The organism is Kutzneria sp. CA-103260 (assembly GCF_018263855.1).
Lineage (GTDB): Bacteria > Actinomycetota > Actinomycetes > Mycobacteriales > Pseudonocardiaceae > Kutzneria.
This window is the reverse complement of the sequence record NZ_CP073318.1, coordinates 10,876,901-10,896,715: the sequence shown is the minus strand read 5'-3', so window position 1 is coordinate 10,896,715 and position 19,815 is coordinate 10,876,901. Positions and strand designations below refer to the sequence as shown.

At 71.2% G+C, this 19,815-nt stretch carries 17 protein-coding genes and 2 pseudogenes; 17 read left to right on the top strand and 2 right to left on the bottom strand.

The window, feature by feature from the left end; translation table 11 throughout:
* Nucleotides 1-183 precede the first annotated feature (183 nt).
* The 6 genes and pseudogenes from JJ691_RS48955 to JJ691_RS48925 all read left to right on the top strand — a co-directional run bounded on the left by JJ691_RS48955 (nt 184) and on the right by JJ691_RS48925 (nt 7,562).
* A complete protein-coding gene (locus JJ691_RS48955; RefSeq protein ID WP_035969312.1) occupies nt 184-900 on the top strand; it encodes a response regulator in 717 nt (238 codons plus the stop codon).
* A gap of 138 nt (nt 901-1,038) precedes the next feature.
* On the top strand, nt 1,039-2,235 hold the full coding sequence (locus tag JJ691_RS48950) for an HRDC domain-containing protein (RefSeq protein ID WP_249227523.1): 1,197 nt from the start codon (nt 1,039-1,041) through the stop codon (nt 2,233-2,235).
* Between the two features lie 143 nt (nt 2,236-2,378).
* Nucleotides 2,379-3,572 (top strand): thiolase family protein, encoded by a 1,194-nt coding sequence (locus JJ691_RS48945; protein WP_211772217.1) that lies wholly within the window; start codon nt 2,379-2,381, stop codon nt 3,570-3,572.
* Nucleotides 3,569-5,674: a 3-hydroxyacyl-CoA dehydrogenase NAD-binding domain-containing protein gene (locus JJ691_RS48940; protein WP_211766188.1), complete on the top strand. Its 2,106-nt coding sequence runs from the start codon at nt 3,569-3,571 to the stop codon at nt 5,672-5,674. The genes JJ691_RS48945 and JJ691_RS48940 overlap by 4 nt, the downstream gene beginning before the upstream one ends.
* A 144-nt stretch (nt 5,675-5,818) precedes the next feature.
* Nucleotides 5,819-6,619: a DUF72 domain-containing protein gene (locus tag JJ691_RS48935; RefSeq protein WP_211772216.1), complete on the top strand. Its 801-nt coding sequence runs from the start codon at nt 5,819-5,821 to the stop codon at nt 6,617-6,619.
* 40 nt (nt 6,620-6,659) lie between these two features.
* Nucleotides 6,660-7,562: pseudogene (locus JJ691_RS48925) on the top strand (serine hydrolase domain-containing protein).
* Here JJ691_RS48925 and JJ691_RS48920 read toward each other — a convergent pair.
* The gene (locus JJ691_RS48920; RefSeq protein ID WP_211766185.1) at nt 7,552-8,244 is read right to left on the bottom strand and encodes a hypothetical protein; all 693 of its coding nucleotides are present in this window, start codon (nt 8,242-8,244) and stop codon (nt 7,552-7,554) included. The pseudogene JJ691_RS48925 and the gene JJ691_RS48920 sit on opposite strands and share 11 nt — an antisense overlap.
* 170 nt (nt 8,245-8,414) lie before the next feature.
* Between JJ691_RS48920 and JJ691_RS48915 the strand changes: the two genes are divergently transcribed.
* The 8 genes and pseudogenes from JJ691_RS48915 to JJ691_RS48880 form a co-directional block, all read left to right on the top strand.
* Nucleotides 8,415-8,936, top strand: coding sequence for a peptidase inhibitor family I36 protein (locus JJ691_RS48915; RefSeq protein ID WP_249227522.1), 522 nt, complete (start codon nt 8,415-8,417; stop codon nt 8,934-8,936).
* Between the two features lie 19 nt (nt 8,937-8,955).
* On the top strand, nt 8,956-9,897 hold the full coding sequence (locus tag JJ691_RS48910; protein WP_249227521.1) for an NAD(P)/FAD-dependent oxidoreductase: 942 nt from the start codon (nt 8,956-8,958) through the stop codon (nt 9,895-9,897).
* Nucleotides 9,898-10,303: 406 nt separating this feature from the next.
* Nucleotides 10,304-11,233, top strand: a complete 930-nt coding sequence (locus JJ691_RS48905) for a hypothetical protein (RefSeq protein ID WP_211766183.1) — start codon at nt 10,304-10,306, stop codon at nt 11,231-11,233.
* Between the two features lie 59 nt (nt 11,234-11,292).
* Entirely contained in the window at nt 11,293-11,940 is a 648-nt protein-coding gene (locus JJ691_RS48900; RefSeq protein WP_211766182.1) for an alpha/beta fold hydrolase, read from the top strand.
* Nucleotides 11,937-14,075, top strand: a complete 2,139-nt coding sequence (locus JJ691_RS48895) for an isocitrate/isopropylmalate family dehydrogenase (RefSeq protein ID WP_211766181.1) — start codon at nt 11,937-11,939, stop codon at nt 14,073-14,075. The genes JJ691_RS48900 and JJ691_RS48895 overlap by 4 nt, the downstream gene beginning before the upstream one ends.
* A complete protein-coding gene (locus JJ691_RS48890; RefSeq protein WP_211766180.1) occupies nt 14,072-14,743 on the top strand; it encodes an RraA family protein in 672 nt (223 codons plus the stop codon). Before JJ691_RS48895 ends, JJ691_RS48890 begins: the two co-directional genes overlap by 4 nt.
* Nucleotides 14,736-15,572, top strand: coding sequence for a DUF6282 family protein (locus tag JJ691_RS48885; protein ID WP_211766179.1), 837 nt, complete (start codon nt 14,736-14,738; stop codon nt 15,570-15,572). The genes JJ691_RS48890 and JJ691_RS48885 overlap by 8 nt, the downstream gene beginning before the upstream one ends.
* Nucleotides 15,573-15,594: 22 nt before the next feature.
* Nucleotides 15,595-15,795 (top strand): annotated as a pseudogene (locus JJ691_RS48880) (tautomerase family protein); the annotation flags it as partial.
* A 94-nt stretch (nt 15,796-15,889) separates the two neighbouring features.
* Here the strand turns inward: JJ691_RS48880 and JJ691_RS48875 are convergent.
* Complete coding sequence (locus JJ691_RS48875) at nt 15,890-16,780, bottom strand: LysR family transcriptional regulator (RefSeq protein WP_211766177.1); 891 nt, start codon at nt 16,778-16,780, stop codon at nt 15,890-15,892.
* 141 nt (nt 16,781-16,921) lie between these two features.
* Here JJ691_RS48875 and JJ691_RS48870 point away from each other — a divergent pair, with 141 nt between their 5' ends.
* The 3 genes from JJ691_RS48870 (at nt 16,922) to JJ691_RS48860 (ending at nt 19,780) form a co-directional block, all read left to right on the top strand.
* Nucleotides 16,922-18,154, top strand: a complete 1,233-nt coding sequence (locus JJ691_RS48870) for an MFS transporter (RefSeq protein ID WP_211766176.1) — start codon at nt 16,922-16,924, stop codon at nt 18,152-18,154.
* A gap of 57 nt (nt 18,155-18,211) precedes the next feature.
* Complete coding sequence (locus tag JJ691_RS48865; RefSeq protein ID WP_211766175.1) at nt 18,212-19,306, top strand: helix-turn-helix domain-containing protein; 1,095 nt, start codon at nt 18,212-18,214, stop codon at nt 19,304-19,306.
* Nucleotides 19,307-19,387: 81 nt separating this feature from the next.
* Nucleotides 19,388-19,780, top strand: coding sequence for a hypothetical protein (locus JJ691_RS48860; protein ID WP_211766174.1), 393 nt, complete (start codon nt 19,388-19,390; stop codon nt 19,778-19,780).
* Nucleotides 19,781-19,815 lie beyond the last annotated feature (35 nt).

Here is a 19,815-nt window from a genome sequence, read left to right as displayed (position 1 = left end):
GACAAACCTGGCCGCCAGTCACAACTCGATCGGGACAGATACCCATTTGATCGTCCCGCTGACCCGCTTGGGCGGCTACGCTGCTGCCGTCGACACCACTTTCGGTCGATCAGTGGCGCGGCTGATTGGACGAAAGTCCCGGTGCCGGTCGGGGGGCACGACCGACTCCAGGGAGGTAGTGACGTGGCTGCCGTCGGCTTAGGTCAGGCCGTTCGTACCACGCCAGCCGGCTCGTTGCCGGCGAACATGGTCCCGCACCCGCGGGAAGAGCTGTTTTCAGTGCTGGTGGTTGACGACCACCCACTGTTGAGGGAGGCGATAGCCGCTCGGCTTACCCAGATGGGTGCCGGCACAGTGCACGAGGCCGCATCGGTGGCCGAGGCGAGGGCGCGTGCCCTGGCCACGGGGCCGTGCGACCTGGCGATCCTTGATCTCGGGCTGCCCGACGGAAGCGGCATCGACCTGGTCACGGAACTCCGTGCTCAGGGTTGGCCGCGCATCGTGGTGCTCGCGTCCTCCGACGACCCCTATGCGGTCCGCTCGGCCTTCCAGGCAGGCGCCCAGGCGTACCTGCTGAAGTCCGCGTCGCCGATGGTGGTCACCGACGGAGTGCGCCGAGTTCTCGACGGTGGCGTCTACGCGGACCCGAGTGTGGCCCCGGTCCTCGCTGCGGGAACCCGGGTGCCCGGAACCGACAACACGCCGCGGGAGCTGTCCGCACGTGAGGTCGAGGTGCTCCAGCTGGTCGCCGATGGCCAGTCCAACAAGGAGATCGGCGAGGCTCTGAACCTGTCCGCGCTCACGGTGAAGTCTCACCTGTCGCGGATCGGCCGGAAGCTGGGCACCGGGGATCGCGCTCAGATGGTGGCGTTGGCCATGCGGGCCGGCGTGATCCGCTGAGTACGGAAATACGGATGCAAGACGACGCGAAGACCGAGCAGAACGTGATCCACGCCCGCGCGGGGCGTCGAGGACGTAGGGTCTTCCGCCGTGGATGCACCCTGCTCTGAACCAAAGGACCCGACCGGAGAAACCCCGGTGCTGCTGACCGAACCCGCTGAGGGGGTTCCGCCAGTGGTCTCCGATCCGGCAACGCTGCGGCGCGCGGCCGCAACGCTGGCGGACGGGACGGGTCCGGTGGCGGTGGACACCGAAAGGGCATCGGGCTACCGCTACTCGCAGCGCGCCTACCTGGTGCAGCTGCGTCGAGAGCAGGCAGGCACCGTGCTGGTCGATCCGGTCGCGCTCAGCGGCCGGATCGACCCGCTGGTGGACGCCATCGCCGACACCGAGTGGGTGTTGCACGCGGCGTCCCAGGATCTGCCGTGTCTGGCCGAGCTCGGCCTGCGACCGGCAACCCTGTTCGACACCGAACTGGCCGGCCGGCTGGCCGGCTTCGACCGGGTCGCCCTGGGCTCGATGGTGGAGCGCCTGCTCGGCTACCACCTGGAGAAGGGCCACGGGGCCGCCGACTGGTCGCGCCGCCCGCTGCCGCAGGACTGGTTGACCTACGCGGCTCTCGACGTGGAGCTGCTGGTCCCGCTGCGCAACGTGCTGGAGGACGAGCTGCGTGAGCAGGGCAAGCTGGAGTGGGCCCTGCAGGAGTTCGAGGCGGTGCGCACCGCGCCGCCGGCCAAGCCGCGGGCCGAGCCGTGGCGGCGCACGTCCGGCATCCACCGGCTGCGCAATCCCCGCCAGCTGGCCGCCGTGCGGGCGCTGTGGGAGGCCCGGGACGGGCTGGCCCGCCAGCGGGACATCGCCCCCGGCCGGGTGCTGCCGGACAGCGCGATCATCGACGCCGCCGTGACCGATCCGGCGACCGAGGCCGATCTGCTGGCGCTGCCGGTGTTCCGCGGCCGTTCCCAGCGGCGCACCGTGAAGGTGTGGGCGGACGCCCTGGTCAAGGCCCGGTCGCTGAACCGCAAGGAGCTGCCGGAGGTCTCCCCCGCGCACGACGGCCCGCCGCCGCCCAACCGCTGGGCCGACCGCGACCCGGACGCCGCCGCCCGGCTGGCCGCGGCGCGGGCGGCGCTGACCTCCATCGCCGAGAGCCTGAAGCTGCCGGTGGAGAACCTGCTGCTGCCCGACCTGGTGCGGCGCACCTGCTGGGAGCCGCCGGCCGACCTCGATCCGACCGCGGTGGCCGAGGTGCTGGCCGCCGGACACGCCCGGCCGTGGCAGGTCGAGCTCACCGCCGAGCCGCTCAGCAAGTCGCTGCGGGCTGCGGCAGCATGAGATCGACCACCCTGCTGGTTACCGGCCAGTAACTCCGACTAGAGTTCGGGTTACCGGCCGGTAGTGACCCCGGTCGACCCGTACTCAGAGCTGAGGAGGAGCACGCCGTGGCCGCACCAGTAGCGCCGATGACGGAACGGGCCGTGCGCAACGTGGTCTTCGTCGACGGCGTCCGCACGCCGTTCGGCAAGGCGGGCCCGAAGGGCATCTACGCCGAGACCCGCGCGGACGACCTCGTCGTCAAGGTGATCCGCGAGCTGCTGCGCCGGCACCCGGAGCTCCCCCCGGAGCGGGTGGACGAGGTCGCCATCGCGGCCACCACCCAGATCGGCGACCAGGGCCTGACCATCGGGCGGACCGCCGCGCTGCTGGCCGGCCTGCCCAAGTCGGTGCCCGGCTACGCCATCGACCGGATGTGCGCCGGCGCCATGACCGCCGTGACCACCGCGGCCGGCGGCATCGCCTTCGGCGCCTACGACGTGGTCATCGCCGGCGGTGTCGAGCACATGGGCCGGCACCCGATGGGCGAGGGCGTCGACCCCAACCCGCGCTTCCTGGCCGACCGCCTGGTGGACACCTCCGCGCTGGTCATGGGCCAGACCGCGGAGAACCTGCACGACCGGTTCCCGGGCATCACCAAGGACCGGGCCGACGCGTTCGCCGCCGCCTCCCAGGCCAAGTACGACGCCGCCGTGAAGGCCGGCAAGATCGGCCCCGAGTTCGTCTCGGTCGCCACCCGCTCCGCGGACAAGGGCTGGGGCCTGGCCACCGCCGACGAGCCGCCGCGTCCGGGCACCACCGTCGAGGACCTGGCCACGCTGAAGACGCCGTTCCGCCCGCACGGTCGGGTGACCGCCGGCAACGCCGCCGGTCTCAACGACGGCGCCACCGGCTGCCTGCTGGCCGACGAGGAGACCGCCCGCGAGCTGGGTCTGCCGGTGGCCATGCGGCTGGTCGGCTACGCCTTCGCCGGCGTCGAGCCCGAGGTGATGGGGGTCGGCCCGGTGCCGGCCACCGAGAAGGCGCTGGCCCGCACCGGCCTGAGCATCTCCGACATCGGCCTGTTCGAGGTCAACGAGGCCTTCGCCGTGCAGGTGCTGGCCTTCCTCGACCACTTCGGCATCGCCGACGACGACCCGCGGGTCAACCAGTGGGGCGGCGCCATCGCCACCGGCCACCCGCTGGCGTCCTCCGGCGTGCGGCTGATGACGCAGCTGGCCCACCAGTTCGCCGAGCGGCCCGACGTCCGCTACGGCATCACCACCATGTGCATCGGCATCGGCATGGGCGGCACCGTGATCTGGGAGAACCCGCACTTCGAGGGAGGCGACAAGTGATCACCGCTGAGCAGGCCGCGCAGGCCTTCCCGGACGAGGTCGTCACCAAGGCCGTCACCCGTCTGGTTCCGGTGCCGGGGCTGGCCAAGCCGGTCGCCCTGATCACCATCGACAACGGGCACGACCACACCCGGCCGTCCACCTTCGGACCGCAGAGCCTGGTCAGCCTGAACGCCGCGCTGGACGAGGCGCTGGCCGCCGAGCCGGCCGCCATCGCCGTGACCGGCAAGCCGTTCGTGTTCGCCGTCGGCGCCGACCTGTCCGGGGTCGAGCAGCTGTCCTCGCCGGAGCTGGCCCGCCAGATCGCCCAGACCGGGCACGACGTGTTCCGCCGGTTCACCGAGTCGACGATCCCGACCTTCGCCTTCGTCAACGGCGCGGTCATGGGCGGCGGCCTGGAGCTGGCGCTGTCCTGCCACTACCGGACCCTGGTGTCCAACGCCGCCGCGATCGCCTTCCCCGAGGTGTTCCTGGGCCTGTTCCCGGGCTGGGGCGGCACGCAGCTGCTGCCCAACCTGATCGGCGCGGACGCGGCCGTGACGGTGATCATCGAGAACGCCCTGAACCAGAACAAGATGCTCAAGCCGGCGCAGGCGGCCGGGCTCGGCATCTTCGACGTGGTCTTCGACTCCGCCGACTACCTGGAGCAGTCGCTGGCGTGGCTGGCCAAGGTCGTCAACGGGGACGTCAAGGTGGAGCGCAAGGACGTCGACCGGGGCGAGGCGTGGGACGCCGCCCTGGCCCGTGGCCGGGCGTTCGTCGAGGCCAAGACCCATGGCGCCTCGCCGGGCGCCACGAAGGCCCTTGAGCTGCTGGAACTGGCTCGTGGCAACGACCTCGACGCCGGCTACGCCGCCGAGACCGACGGGCTCGCCGAGCTGCTCATGACCGATGAGCTGCGCACCGGCCTGTACTCGTTCAACCTGGTGCAGAAGCGGGCCCGCAAGCCCGCGGGCGCGCCGGACAAGTCCCTGGCCCGACCGGTCACCAAGGTCGGCATCGTCGGCGCCGGCCTGATGGCCAGCCAGCTGGCGCTGCTGTTCGCGCGGCAGCTCAAGGTGCCCGTCGTGCTCACCGACGTCGACCAGGCGCGGGTGGACAAGGGCGTCGGCTACGTGCACGGCGAGATCGACAAGCTGCTCGGTAAGAAGCGCCTGTCCCCCGACGCCGCCAACCGCCTCAAGGCTCTGGTCAGCGGCTCCCTGGACAAGGCCGCCTTCGCCGACGCCGACTTCGTCATCGAGGCCGTGTTCGAGGAGCTGTCGGTCAAGCAGCAGGTGTTCGCCGAGGTCGAGGAGCACGTCTCGGCCGAGTGCGTGCTGGCCACCAACACCTCGTCGCTGTCCATCACCGAGATGGCCTCGAAGCTCTCGCACCCCGAGCGGGTCGTCGGTTTCCACTTCTTCAACCCCGTCGCCGTGCTGCCGCTGCTGGAGATCGTGCGCGGCGAGCAGACCGACGACGCCACGCTGGCCACCGCGTTCGCGGTCGGCAAGCAGCTCAAGAAGTCCAGCGTGCTGGTCAAGGACGCGCCCGCGTTCGTCGTCAACCGCCTGCTCACCCGCTTCCTGGGCGAGGTCATCCGGGCCGTCGACGAGGGCACCCCGTTCGAGGTCGCCGACAAGGCCCTCGATCCCCTGGGCCTGCCCATGAGCCCGCTGATCCTGCTGCAGCTCGTCGGCCCCGCCGTCGCCCTGCACGTCGCCGAGACGATGCACGCCGCGTTCCCGGACCGCTTCGGCGTCAGCGAGAACATGAAGCGCTTCGTCGCCGCCGGCAAGACCGCGGTCTACACCTGGGACGCCTCCGGCCAGCCCCAGGTCGACCCCGAGGTCGCCGCCCTGTGGCAGCCCGGCAGCACTCCGCTGACCGCCGAGCAGCTCCGCACCCGCGCCGAGGAGGCGCTGGCCCAGGAGATCCGCCTCATGCTCGACGAGGGCGTCGTCGCCGAGGCCCAGGACATCGACCTGTGCCTCATCCTCGGCGCCGGCTGGCCGTTCTGGCTCGGCGGCATCACCCCGTACCTGGACCGCGCCGGCGTCTCCGAACGCGTCACCGGCAAGCGTTTCCTGGCCCAGGGCGTGGCTTCGGTCCCCGCCTGATCCGTCGTCGGCAGGCTCCGGATCCCGAACCCCTGATCCGGGGCCTGCCGCCGAGAGAGCCAGTCGTCCCCCCACAGACGACGGGCTTTTTCCTTGTGGGTGGCGGGACCGCGACGGGCGGCGCAGGATGTCACGGTGATCCGGATCGGGACGTCGGGCTGGGTGTACCCGCCGTGGCGGGGCACGTTCTACCCGAAGGGCGTGGCGCAGAAGCGGGAGCTGGCGTATCTGGCCGGGCGGCTGAACTCGGTGGAGATCAACGGGACGTTCTACGGGCGGCAGCGGCCGGCGAGTTTTGTGGGATGGGCGGAGCAGACGCCGGCGGGGTTCGTGTTCGCGACCAAGGCGCCGAGGTTCATCACGCACATGAAGCGGCTCAAGGACACGGAGACGCCGGTGGCGAACTTCCTGGCGTCGGGGGTGTTGCGGCTGGAGGGAAAGCTGGGCCCGATCCTGTGGCAGCTGCCGGCGACGCTGCGGTTCGACGCGGAGGTGCTGGCGGAGTTCCTGGCTCTGCTGCCGCAAAGCACTGCGGCGGCGGCAAAACTCGGCGCACGGCACGACGACCGGATCGAGGACGACGAGGGGCTGCGGGTCGACGAGGACCGACCGCTGCGGCACGCCCTGGAGCCCCGGCACGTGAGCTTCCAGGACGAGAAGTGCCTACGGCTGCTGCGCGAGCACAACGTGGCCCTGGTGGTGGCCGACACGGCGAAGAAGTGGCCGTACTTCGAGGAGTTGACGGCCGACTTCGCCTATGCGCGCCTACACGGCGACGAGGAGCTGTACGTCAGCGGCTACACCGACGAGGCCCTGGACCGCTGGGCCAGGAAGGTCCGCAAGTGGCACCGCCGCGGCGACGTCCACGTCTACTTCGACAACGACGCCAAGGTGCGAGCCCCGATCGACGCGATGAGCCTGTCGAAGAGGCTCGGCATTGGATGACCTGATCGCGGCGGCTGGCTACAGGGCCGACGGGCCCGGGGTGGCCGTCGTGGTCCGTAACGGCAAGGGCGTCAGGGAGGTCGCGTCAGGGTTGGCGGGGCCGCACACGCCGTTCACCCCGACCACAGTGCCGTACCTCGCCTCGGTGTCCAAGCAGATGGTCGGGGTCTGCACGGCTTTGCTTGTGGTGCAAGGACTTATCGACGTCGAGTCGTGACTGCGCGAGTGGCTGCCGGAGCTGCCCGCATGGGCCGACAAGGTGCGGATCCGACACCTGATCCACCACACCGGCGGCCTGCCCGCTGACCCCGAACTCCAGGACCGCGTCGGCGAATCCCACTGGGACAGCCCGTCCGTGCTGCGGGCACTGGCCGACTGCACCGAACTTCGTTTCACGCCGGGCAGTCGGTACGAGTACTGCAATGCCGGCTATATCTGCCTGGTCGCGGCCATCGACCGCATCACGCCGTTCGCGGACCTGGCCCGGCGCGAGCTGTTCGAGCCGTTCGGCCTTACGCAGACCCGATTCTGCGCCGACACCCCGCCGGCCGACGCTGCGATTGGTTGTCCCACAACCGAAGGCGAATGGCCGCTACCGTTGAGCATCGGCGACGGCGGCGCGTGGTCCACCGCCGATGACCTGGGACGGTGGAACGACGCGCTACTGCCCGGCGGCGCCCTCGCCGACCGAGTGCGGGACCTGATCGGCGAACCCGGCCGGCTCGATGCCGGCGAACCGATCGACTACGCCTGGGGCGTAAGGGTCAGCCGGCTCGACGGCGTCCTCGTGCACAGCCACGGCGGCAGCTGGTCCGGCGGCTGGACCGCCAAGACAATCCGACTGCCCGAGCGCGGTGTCGGTGTCGCCGCCTTGTCCAACGACGGCGACGTGCCGCGGATGATCGACCTGACCGAGCGGGTCCTGCGGGTGGTCAGCCGTTGACGGTGACGCGGCAGACCGGGCGGGTGGTGGGGCGGGCCTCGTAGCGGCCGACGCCGACGAGGGCGGCGTGGCCGTCGATCTCGGCGACGACCTCGTCGGTGATCTCCACCTCGATCATGCGGGACACCGGGCGGGTGACCGAGGTGCCGGCGTACTGGGCGGTGACGACCATGCCGCCGAGGGTGGGCTTGAGCACGAGCTCCTCGGCCGGGCGGGCCGGGGCGGTGCCGTCGGTCCAGTTGACCGGCCCGAGCAGCCGGAGCTGGCGGACAGCGACGTCGCGGCCGGTCTCGCCGTGAGTGACGTAGACGCCGGGCTGGCGGGTCCGCACGAGGCGGCCGTGCTCGCCCTCGCCGTCGCCGGGGACGACGGCCGGCACGTTCCAGTAGGCGGCGCAGCGCTCGGCCGCCGGGGCCAGCGCGCGGTTGGTGGCGACGACCAGGTCGGCGGCGGGCACGGTGCCCAGTTCGCCAAGGCCCGGCACGGGGGTGACGTCGATGACCCGACCGCCGTGTCCCCGAACGACCTCGGCGATCGCGTCGCGGGTGGCCCGGCTTGTCTTGTCGAATCCACGGAGCACGGCGACCGCCTCGAACTCCGTCATACGCCTGATCGCCTCCACCAGAGCGCGCTGGTCACGACGGAGCTGCGGGGCGGGACGGGTCAGAAGAGTGGTTGCCACAACCATGTCTTACCCCCTTTGGCCCGGCCGTGAACACGTTCCCGGCGTGGGGTAGCTCACCGCCGGGTGAACCGCATTCACGGACGGGTGAACGGGACGGGAACCGCGGACGCGGACAGCCGCCGGGACAAGGCTCCTAGCAGGGGAAACGAACTGGGGAGGAGTCGGGCATGACAGTCCGAATGATGATCATCACGGCGGCCGTGGTGATCACCACAGCAACGGCGGGAACAGTGGCGCCGACGGCGGAAGCGACGGCGCGGCAGACGACGGCGGGAACCTCGGCGGACCGGCCGACGGCAGCGGGAACCGTGACGCAGCAACAAGCAGCGGAAGCGGTGACGGGGCGGAGCCTGGCTGGGTTGCTGCCGCCGAGACCGCGAGTCGGGTCGAAGCTCCAGGCCGGGCCGACCGACGCCAAATGCGACGCCGGCTCGTTTTGCGCGTGGAGCGGGGCCAACTTCACCGGCAAGGCGGCGCGACTGAACCTGCAGACGGCCAATCCCAACCAGTGCGTGCCGCTGCCCGAGGAGCTGGTGGCCAAGTCACTGGTCAACGCGATGACCAAGGACGTCTCGGTCTACGAGGGCGTGCGCTGCTCGACCGAGGCGGAGTTCACCACGTATCCCAAGGGCGGCGTGTACGTGCCGAATGCGCCATTTGTGGTACGGGCGATCCAGGTGTGGGAGTGACGCCCTTACTGTGGTGATCGTGAGCGTTGTGGTCGTCGGCGCCGGCATCGCCGGCCTGGCCTGTGCCCGTGTCCTGGTCGACGCCGGCATCGATGTCCGGGTGCTGGAGCGGACCCCGGTGGTCGGTGGCCGCCTGGCGACCCGCCGCTACGACGGCCGCCCGGCCGACATCGGGGCGGCCTACTTCACGGTGAGCGACCCGGATTTCGACGCGATGGTGCAGGGTTGGCGCGACGCCGGCCTGGCTCGCGAGTGGACCGACACGCTGGTCGCCTTCGAGGGCGGCCAGCGGGAGTCACGGCCGGGCCCGATGCGCTGGGCCGCGCCGCGCGGACTGCGCAGCCTGGCCGAGAACCTGGCGGACGGTCTGACGGTCAAGCTCCAGCACGCGGTGACGGCGGTGGAGCCGGGCCCGATGGTCGACGGCGTCCCGGTGGACGCGGTCGTGCTGGCGATGCCGGGCCCGCAGGCGCTGGCGGTGCTGGATCCGTGCCTGCGGGCGGCACGCGCGGCGGCGGACGGCCAGGACTGGCAGCCGTCGTTCGCGGTGACGTTGCGCTATCCCGAACGGACTTGGCCCGATTTCGGTGGCGCGTTCGTGAACGGCCACGAGGTGCTGACGTCCATCTGCGACGACGGCGACCGCCGCGGCGACGGCGAGCCGGTGCTGGTCGCGCACACGACGGCCGCCTACACGGCGGACCGGTTGGGCGCCCACGACCAGGTCATCGCCGAGGTGGAGGACGCTGTGGAGGCGGTGCTCGGACTGCCGGCGCGGCCGGTCACCGGCTACGCCCACCAGTGGCTGCACGCCCGCCCGGAATCGCCGTCCACCCAACCGTTCCACCTGGACGACGACAACATCGGGGTGTGCGGTGACGCGTGGGGGCCGTCTCGACTGCAGACGGCCTGGCTGTCCGGCACGGCATTAGGCCGCGCACTGGCCAGCCGGCTCGGCTAGCCCGGGAAACGATTCATGACCAATTCTCGGAATCCGTGACGCCTGGCCGCCGAACGGCGGTAGGGCGGTCACGGTGTTCTGCCCTGTCGGACGCCTTAACCCGCCATTGATATTACCGACGGGTAGGCACGCTCCAAGTATGTGTGAGTGGGCTCATAACCCACTCCACCACCTCCGTCCAGACTGGCCTGAGTGAGCCTCGACCTGCCGGCTGTCCACTCGGAATCGTTCCCGATAGCCGCTGCCCTATACCGGCTATAGCCGCCCGTCGACTTGACGCGAGGAATCCCCGCCAAATAATTTTCCGGTCGAACGCGGTGGCCCCGCGCGACCGGAGCTGGGGAGCTCCCCGGAAGGCCGCCCGTCCGATTCCGTTAAATTCTGTTAACACTTCGTGGGGGGCATTGTGACGCTCGTCAACATTGATGTCACGTTACGTGATGGCGGTTACCGCAACGGGTTCGGCTTCGACCTGGACTACGCCCGCACGCACGCCCGGCTGAGCGTCGCCGCCGGCTTCGACTGGGTCGAGATCGCCTACCGCAAGGGCTCGTTCAAGCCGACGCCGAACCTGGGCCTGACCGGCCGGGGCGACGACGACTACATCGCGGCGATCGCCGACGAGGTCGGCCCGCAGCACGTGGGCCTGATCCTGCACCCGCGCAACATCGACGACACCGACATCCCGGCCATGTACCACGCCGGCGCCCGCCTGCTGCGCGTCTGCGTCGCGGCCGGCGACCCGCAGCCCGCCTTCGACACGGTCCGCCGGGCCAAGGACACCGGGTTCACCACCTGCGTGAACCTGACCCGCGTCTCGCAGTTGCCGGCCCGCAAGGTCGTCGACCTGGCCGTGGACGCGACCGAGGCCGGTGCGGACGTGGTCTACCTGGCCGACTCCAACGGCAGCATGCTGCCGGCCCAGACCGCGCGGCTGACCACGCTGGTGAAGTCCGTGGCCAGCGCCGAGGTCGGCCTGCACGCGCACAACAACCTCGGGCTGGCGATGTCCAACGCGATGGCCGCCGTCGACGCCGGCGCGAGCTGGATGGACTCCTCGGTGCTGGGCATGGGCAAGGGCCCCGGCAATCTGGTGGCCGAGCAGTGGATCGCCTACCTGGACCGGACTTCCCGGGCCACCGGCTACGACCTGGGCACCGTGCTGCACCTGGCCGACCTGCTGGGCCGCAGCGTGCCCGAGTCGGCGCCGTCGCTGCCGCTGCCCGACCTGGTGCTCGGCCACTTCGACCTGTCGGTGGAGATGCGCGGCAGCATCGAGCACGACGACCACCGGCAGGCCGTGCACGCCGCCAAGTCGCTCGCCGCCGCGGGATGACGGACCCGCGTGCGCTTGGCCCAAATGTCGTTGGCCCAAGAGTCCTGGTTTGTGCCCCGGTGCTGCCGCACTGGGACGGGGGCCGGTTCTTCGGCCCCGTGATCCGCCGGCTCACCGAGCTGGGCTGCCGGATCGAGGTGGTCGACACGCTGTCGCGTTTGGACGATTCGGTGACCAGCGTGGCCGATCTGGCCGCACGCTGGGCAACCGAGGCCCAGGAAGCGGACTTGGTCGCCGGCAACGCACTCGGCGGCGCGGTTGTACAGGCGTTGCTGCCCACGCTCGACGCGGTGCCGGTGCTGCTGGTGTCCGCGCCGACCAAGGCCGACCACACACTGGCCAGCCGGCTGGCGTCCATCGTCGAGGCGGACGACCTCACTGCGTCGCTCCGAAGGCTGGCGGAACTCGTTGCACCGCAAGGCACTTCGGTGCCGACAACGCCGCCGGTCCCCGAGGACGAGACGGCCCGCCGACGGATCGCCGGCGGGATGCGGCTGCTGTACGACCTCGATCTGACAGCAAATGTCCTTTCCTACCAAGGTCCGCTGTCGCAGTTCGTCGGCGAGCGGTCCCAGCTGGTCACCGCCGAGCATGTGGTCGGCGAGGTCGTCGTGGTGCCCGGCGCGGGCATGCGGCCGCAGCACGACCGACCGGAGTTCGTCATCGATCACCTCGACCGGTTCGTAAAGGAGAACCTGAGCCGATGAAGACCATCGCAGTGCTGCCCGGGGACGGCATCGGCCCGGAGGTGGTCGACACGGTGCTGCCGGTCATCGACCGGATGGGGCTGCCGCTGGAGTTCCGGTTCGGCGAGGTCGGCTGGACGTCGTGGTGCGAGCACGGGGACGCGGTTCCGCCGCGGACCTGGAAGCTGCTCGACGAGACCGACACCTGCCTGCTCGGCGCGATCACCAGCAAGCCGGTGCGGGAGGCCGAGGCCGAACTGGCCGAGCACCTGCGCGGCACCGGCCTGTCCTACGTCTCGCCGGTCGTGCAGCTCCGGCAGCGGCTTTCCCTGTACGCCAACGTTCGCCCGGTGGCCGACGTGCGCGCCGACCGGTTCGCGTTCTCGGTGATCCGGGAGAACACCGAGGGCCTGTACGCGGGTCTGGACTTCCACGGCCTGACGCCGGCGCTGTGGGATGTCGTCAAGGAGCACCCGAACGCGGCGGCCTCCGGCCCAGAGGCGACCAGCGCCACCCTGCGCCTGCAGACCCGGTTCGGCGTGGATCGCCTGCTGCGCTTCGGTTTCGAGCACGCGCGGGCCAACGGCTACCGCCGGCTGACGCTGGCCGACAAGCCGAACGTGTTGCGGGCCAGCAGCAACGCGCTGCGCGGCCGGCTGGAGCTCATCGCGGCCGAGTACCCGGACGTCGAGCCGGAGATCCTGAACGTGGACGCGGTGGCGCTGTGGATGGTCCGCCGGCCCGAGCGGTTCGGCGTGGTCATCGCCGAGAACATGTTCGGCGACATCTTGTCCGACCTCGGCGCGGGCGTGATGGGTGGCCTGGGCCTGGCCCCGAGCGGCAACATCGGCGAGCACGGCAGCTACTTCGAGCCGGTGCACGGCAGCGCGCCGGCCATGGCCGGGCAGCACAAGGCCAACCCGATGGCGTTGTTCCTGACGGTGTCGCTGCTGCTGCGCCACCTGGAGTTGCCGCCCCCGGCCGAGCAGATCCGCGCGGCGGTGCGGGCGGTGGCCCGAGCCCGTCGCGCCGTCACCTACGACCTCGGCGGCACTGCCACCACGGAAGTCGCCACCGCAGCAGTGGAATCCGCGCTGGCCGGCGGCTCCGTCACCAAGCAGGCGTCGGTGATCGCGGTCGGCGACGAGCTGCTGAGCGGCAAGGTCAGCGACACCAACAGCACGGCCGTCAGCCGGATACTGGACGCCGCCGGCTACCAGGTGCGCAGTAGGGCGACCGTGGGCGACACGTTGGCCGACATCCAGGACAGCGTGCGGTCCCGCATCGGCGCGGACGACGTGATCGTGGTGCTCGGCGGTCTCGGCCCCACCTCCGACGACGTCACGAGGGACGCCGTGGCGTCGGCCTGCGACCGGCCGCTGGCGCACGACGAGACGGCCTGGCAGGCGGTGTGCCGACGGCTGGAGTCGTTCGGCCTGACCGTGCACGAGGACAACCGGCGGCAGGCGCTGTTCCCGGCCGGAAGTCGGTTGCTGCCCAACGAGAACGGTTCGGCCTGGGGCGCCCGGGTCGACCTGCCGGGCACGACCGTGCTGATGCTGCCCGGCCCGCCGAAGGAGTGCCTGCCGATGGCCGAGGCGGCGGTGGCCGAGCTGCCGGCCGGGCCCCGGCCGGAGGCCACGACCTGGCGGCTGCTGGGCGTGATCGAGGGCGACATCGCGGCCGACGTGGACGCCGCGCTGGCTCCGATCGCCGACCACGTAAGGGTTTCCTACCTGTGGAACTACCCGTACGTAGACGTCACGGTGACCAGGCCGGCCGACGGCCCGGAGCTGCCGGCGGACGTCGAGCACGTGCTCGGCCGGCACACCGTCAGCCGTTCCGGCCGGGACGCCTTGGCCGAGCTGGCCACAAAGTCGTTCAAAATGTCCACAGTGGACATGGAATTCGGCGGGGATCGGTTCCAGGTCAACGGAACCAGCGGCCCGGAGTTGGCGATCAGGGGCCGGTCGGCGTGGTCGGGCGGCCCGACCGAGTACTCCGGCACGCTCACGCTGACCGCCGAAGTGACCGTGCACGGGACCACGAGGACGTTTGAACTGGCCGTGCCCAAGCGCGGGCCGGAGGTGGCCGACTACGCCGCCGCCTTCTACGCGTGGAGTGCGGTCCGCGCGCTGGACGAGGGGGAACAGTGATCGACCAGGAGATCATCGACCGGCTGGCCAGGCTGGACACCGCCGCGGTGTCCGACGCGCTGGACAGCCTGGGCATCGCCGGCGTGCTCGCCGGCGTCGCCGCCCGGGTGCCGGGCAGCAAGACCTGCGGGCCGGCCCACACGGTGACATACCGGCCGGTCAGCGGCGACGGGCCGAAGTTCCGCAACGCCGCCAACTACCTGGACGACGTGCCGGCCGGCTCGGTCGTCGTGGTGGACAACGGCGGCAACACGTCCTGCACCAACTGGGGATCGCTGCTGACCGCGGTGGCCCAGGCCCGTGGCGTGCGCGGGACCGTGCTGCACGGCTCGGCCCGGGACATCGCCGAGGTCCGGGCGGCGGGCTACCCGCTGTTCAGCACCGGCGTGACCATGGTCAGCGGCAAGAACCGGGTGGAGCTCAGCGAAGTCGGGGCGGACGTCGACGTGCACGGCACGGTCGTGCGGCCCGGCGACGTGATCGTGGCCGACGACAGCGGCGCCCTGGTGGTGCCGGCCGAGCGTGCGGTTGAGGTGGTCGAGCGGGCCGAACGGGTCGAGGCCACCGAGCACCGGATCGCGGCCGCCGTCGCCGCCGGCAGCCGGCTGGACGAGGCGCGGGCGGCCCACGGCTACGCCACGCCCTGGCAGGCGCCGGTTCATGCCTGAGCCGCTGGCCCGGTTCGTCGACCTGCACCACCATGCCGGCTCCGACCTCTACCGTCGGCGCCGGTCGGTGCTGGCCACCGGCCGCCGCTACGCCGAACTGGGCGGCTGGGTGGTGGTCAAGAGCCACCTCGGGTCGACGGCCGCGGCCGCGTGGGAGGCCCGGCAGGAAGGCCTGCCGGTCTCCGGATCGGTGACGCTGAACGACATCGGCGGCGGGCTCGAGTCACGGACCGTGGAGCGGGCCGTGTTCGAGCACGGCGACGACGGGCCCCGGCTCATCGTCTACCTGCCCACGCTGGTCGGCGGACACGCGTCACGGCTCAACCGGGTGCCGTTCCACCCGCTGATGGACGTGCCTTCGTTGCATGGCAAGGGGATCCGCGAATCGCTGCCGGCGGTCCGGGAGATCCTTCGGGCCGCCCGGGACCTGCCGGTGGTCGTCGCCACCGGTCACGCCGACCGGGACGAGGTGCTGACGGTCGTGGACGAAGCCGTCGCGCTGGGGCTGGACCGGCTGCTGCTGACCCATCCCACGCATCCGATGTGCGGGCTGACCACCGCCGATCTCGGCGATCTGGCCGCCGTGCCCTCGGTGTACGTCGAACTGACAGCGCTGACCCGGCTGCTCGGCCAGCACGACGCCGAGCGGTTCGGCGAGGTGCTGCGGGCCCATCCCCGGCTGGTGCACAGCTCCGACCTCGGGCAGCCCGACCAGCCCGACGTCGACGACTGGCTGGAGCTGGCCGGGAAGTGGTTCGCCGAGGCCGGGCTGGGCCCCGGCCGGGTGGCCGCCATCACCGCCCACACCCCGTCAGAACTGCTTTCATAGCAAGGAAACCACGAACAGGAGAACCACCGTGCCGCTGATCCAGGTCAACCAGGTGATTGGCAAGACCGTCGGACAGAAGGCGGAGCTGATCCGCGAGCTGACCGAGACCTACGTCCGGGTGACCGGCGCCAAGCCGGAGTCGGTGTGGGTCACCATCGAGGAGACCAGCAAGGACAACTGGGGAGTCGGCGGCGAGACCATCGCCGCCCGCACCGCGAAGTGATCGGGGCGGGGCCGGCGGACTTCGGTCGGCCGGCCCCGCCTTCGGCCCAGCACCAGGGAGATCCGCTGCCCAAGCGCGCGAAGGGCCACGCCCCTCAGGCCGGCGTCGCCGCCGCGATCCGCCGCACGGTCGCGCCGTGGACACCCTCCCGCAGCGCGGCCAGGCCGAACCGCTCCCGGGGCACGTCGTCGCCGGCGATCGGGATCCAGACCAGCTGGGGATCCCCCTCAGCGGTGGACCGGGGTCGCAGGGCGACCAGGTTCGGCGCCGCCCGGAGAGTGTGGGTGAACAGTGCGTGCCGGTCGTTGTCGACGGTGTGCAGGCGGGGCCGCCAGCCGTGGCCGGCGAGCTCGGCCAGCAGGCCCTGGGCATAGCCGGGGGCGCGGCGGGCGTCGAACCAGAGCAGCCGCTGGTCGCGCAGATCGTCCCAGCCCAGCGTGGCCCGGCCGGCCAGTGGATGGTCGGCGTGCACGACCACACCGAGCTCCTGGTCGTCCATCCCGGCCACCTCGAACTCGTCGCCGTCCAGCGGCAGCCGCACGATCGCGAAATCGAGTTCGCCGGTTCTGAGCAGTTCCAGCTGACGACTGGAGCTCACCGCGGAGAACTGCGGAGAAACAGTTCTCCCCGAATTGGCGATGATGGCGTTCTCTATGTCTCCGAGCAATACCGGCGACACGCCCGCGCACACCCCGGCCCGCACCACCAGCGCGGCCGAGCCGGCCTCGGCCAGCACCTCGTCCAGCTCGGCCAGCATGCGCTCCACCCCGCGCCGGAACACCTCGCCGGCCGCGGTCAGCTCCACCCCGCGCGCGGTGCGGTTGAACAGCGTCAATCCCAGCCGGCGCTCCAACCGCTGGATCAGCTGGCTGAGGCTGGGCTGGGCGATGTTCAGCTCCTGCGAGGCGGTCAGGATCTTGCCGGTCCGCGCGACCATCAGGAAATATCTCAGGTGGCGGATTTCCAACCCGTCCAGCTCGTCCAATTCCCGCCCCCATGACCACGCCGAAGATCGGGCTATAGCCTAGCACTTATAGCCGGCATAGCGGCGCACGTCTTCGACGCGGCGGCATTTCGTCACTATCGTTGAGCCGATCCCGGCGCTTCCACAAAAGGAAGAATGCGCATGACCACGCAAGCAGCCCTGCCCGTCGACCGCACACCCGAGACCCGGCCGGCCCGTTCCCCGTTCGCGTTCTGGACCGTGACCGCGGCGATCGCGCTCGCCCTGGCGGCCAGCGGAACTCCCTCGCCGCTGTACGTCGACTACCAGGCGCGCTGGCACTTCTCAGCCGCGACGCTGACCGTCGTCTACGCGCTGTACGCGGGCGGCGTGGTCATCACCCTGCTGTTCGCCGGTGGCCTGTCCGACCGGATCGGCCGGCGGCCGGTGCTGATCGGCAGCGTGCTCGGCCTGCTGGCCAGCCTGGTCGTGTTCCTGCTGGCCGACAACACGGTCTGGCTGTGCGTCGCACGGCTGCTGCAGGGCCTGGCCACCGGCGTGTTCACCGGCGCCGCCAGCGCCGCGCTGACCGACCTGCACCCGCGCCGGGACAGCCGGATCGCCGCGCTGGTCAACAGCACCTCGACCTCGATGGGCATCGCCGTCGGCGCGGTGGCCTCCGGCGCGCTGGCGCAGTGGGCGCCGTGGCCGCTGGCCACGCCGTACGCGCTGCTGCTGGTGCTCGGGGCCGTGCTGCTGGTGGTGCTGGCCGTGAAGATCCCGGAGACCGTCGCCGCCCGGGAGCCGATCCGGGTCAGCACCGTGCTGCGGCCGCAGCGGATCGGCGTGCCGGCGTCGATGCGCAAGACCTTCCTCATCGGCTGCCTCGGCGTGCTGGCCGCGTGGTCGGTCGGCGGCCTGTACCTGGCGCTGGGCGGCAGCCTGGCCAAGGAGCTGCTGCACATCGACAACCACCTCGTCGCCGGCATCGTCATCCTGTCCGTGCAGGGCGTCGGCGGCCTGTCCCAGCTCGCGTTCACCCGGCTGTCCGGCCGTGACGCCGCAACCGTCGGCTGCGTGGCGCTGATCGCTGGCATGGCCCTGGTCGCCGCCTCGGTGTTCCTGACCAGCGCCGTGCTGTTCCTGGCCGGCGACGTGGTCACCGGCGTCGGCTTCGGGCTGGCCTTCATGGGCGGCACCCGCCTGGTCACCCAGGCCGCCCCGGCCGACCAGCGCGGCCAGGTGCTGGCCAGCTTCTTCGTGGTGGCCTACCTGGCGATCTCCGTGCCGGTGATCGCCGCCGGCGTGGTGTCCACCCGGATCGGCCTGTCGGCCACGTTCTACGTGTTCGCCGCCGTGATGGCCGTGGTCGCGCTGGTCACGTTGATCAGCACGCGGCTGTCCGCCCGGGACTGAATCCGCGCGCGCACCAGCCACGTCACTCCGTTCGGGGACGTCTGTTGCGTCGACCGGGTGAGCACCCGGAAGAATGATCTCATCATGCTCACCCCGGCCCGCCTCAAGCTCGCCCGACAGCGGCGTCAGCTGACCGCCGCGGCCCTCGCGCGAGAACTGGGTGTGAGCGCCCGGTCGGTGTCGGACTTCGAGCACGGCCGGCGGGCCCCGACGACCGACGAACTGGCCGCGCTGGCCCGGGTGCTGGGCTTTCCGGTCGAGTTCTTCACCGCCGCCGAGCCGGCCGAGCTGACCGAGGACGTGGTGTCGTTCCGGGCGCGGGCCAAGCTGCCGGCGCGGCGGCGGGCCGGCGCGCTGGCCGCCGGCCGGCTGGCGATCGAGTTCAACGCCTTCCTGGAGCGCCGTTTCCTGTTGCCGTCGGCCGACGTTCCCATGATCGCGGCCGGCGATCCGAGCGCCGCCGCCGACGCCGTGCGCGAGCACTGGGACCTCGGCTCCAAGCCGGCGCCCAATCTCGTGCACCTGCTGGAGGCCCACGGGGTCCGGGTCTTCTCCCTCGGCGTCGACCACACCGAGGTCGACGCCTTCTCGTTCTGGCACGACGCCGTGCCCTACGTCTTCCTCAACACCGCCAAGTCCGCCGAGGACGGCCGCTTCGACGCCGCCCACGAGCTCGGGCACCTGGTCCTGCACGGCGGCGACCGGCCGCTGGCCGGCGTCGACGTCGAGGCGGAGGCCGACGCCTTCGCCAGCGCCATGCTGATGCCCGATGTCGACGTGCTGACCTACGTGCCCGAGGATCCGTCCCGGGACCAGGTGCTGCGGGCCAGCCCGCGCTGGCGGGTGTCGCCGTTGGCCCTGACCCGGCGGCTGCGGGAACTGCGCCAGGTCGGCGACGACGTCTACCGGACCCTGTGCGCCGAGTTGGCCCGGGCGGACGCCGGCGGCGACGCGCGGGAGTCGTCCCAGCTGCTGGCCAAGGTGTTCCGGGCGCTGCGGGAACAGGGCGTCACCCCGCACGAGCTGGCCGCCGAGCTGCTGCTGAGCACCCAGGAGCTGAACAGCATCGTGTTCGGCCTGGTGGTCACCGCGCTGCCCGGCTCCGGCCTGCGGCTGCCCAGCGGGCGAGGTGCACACCTTCGGCTCGTGTGACCACCCTCGAGGGTCTATCCGTGTCCGCGGTGACGCCTTATGGTCGAGTGATCTTGTTCAGCCGGCGGAATGGGTGAAGTCATGGCGACGTGGGGCGACCTGGTCTCCTTTGTGCGCAGCGAATACCAGGTGATCGACCAGACGCCGGACGAGGTGAGCATCTACGTCCAGTTCGAGGACGAGCGCAGCCAGGTGATCTGGCTCAGCCACGAGGTGCTCGACGGCCGCGAGGACTGGGTGCAGATCGCCTCCCCGTGCGGGCTGGCGACCAAGGTCAACCTGCCCGCGCTGCTCAAGGAGGTCGGGCACACCACCGTCGTCGGCGGGGTGGCCATCATGGGCGAGCACGTCGTGCTCCGGCACGCGCTGCCGCTGTCCAACCTCGACATCAACGAGTTCGTCGATCCGCTCACCCTGCTCGCCGGCACCGTGGACACCCTGGAGGAGCAGTTCTCCGGCGGCGACGCGTTCTGATGGCCGGACGCCTGCTCGTCGGCGCGGCCGTCCTT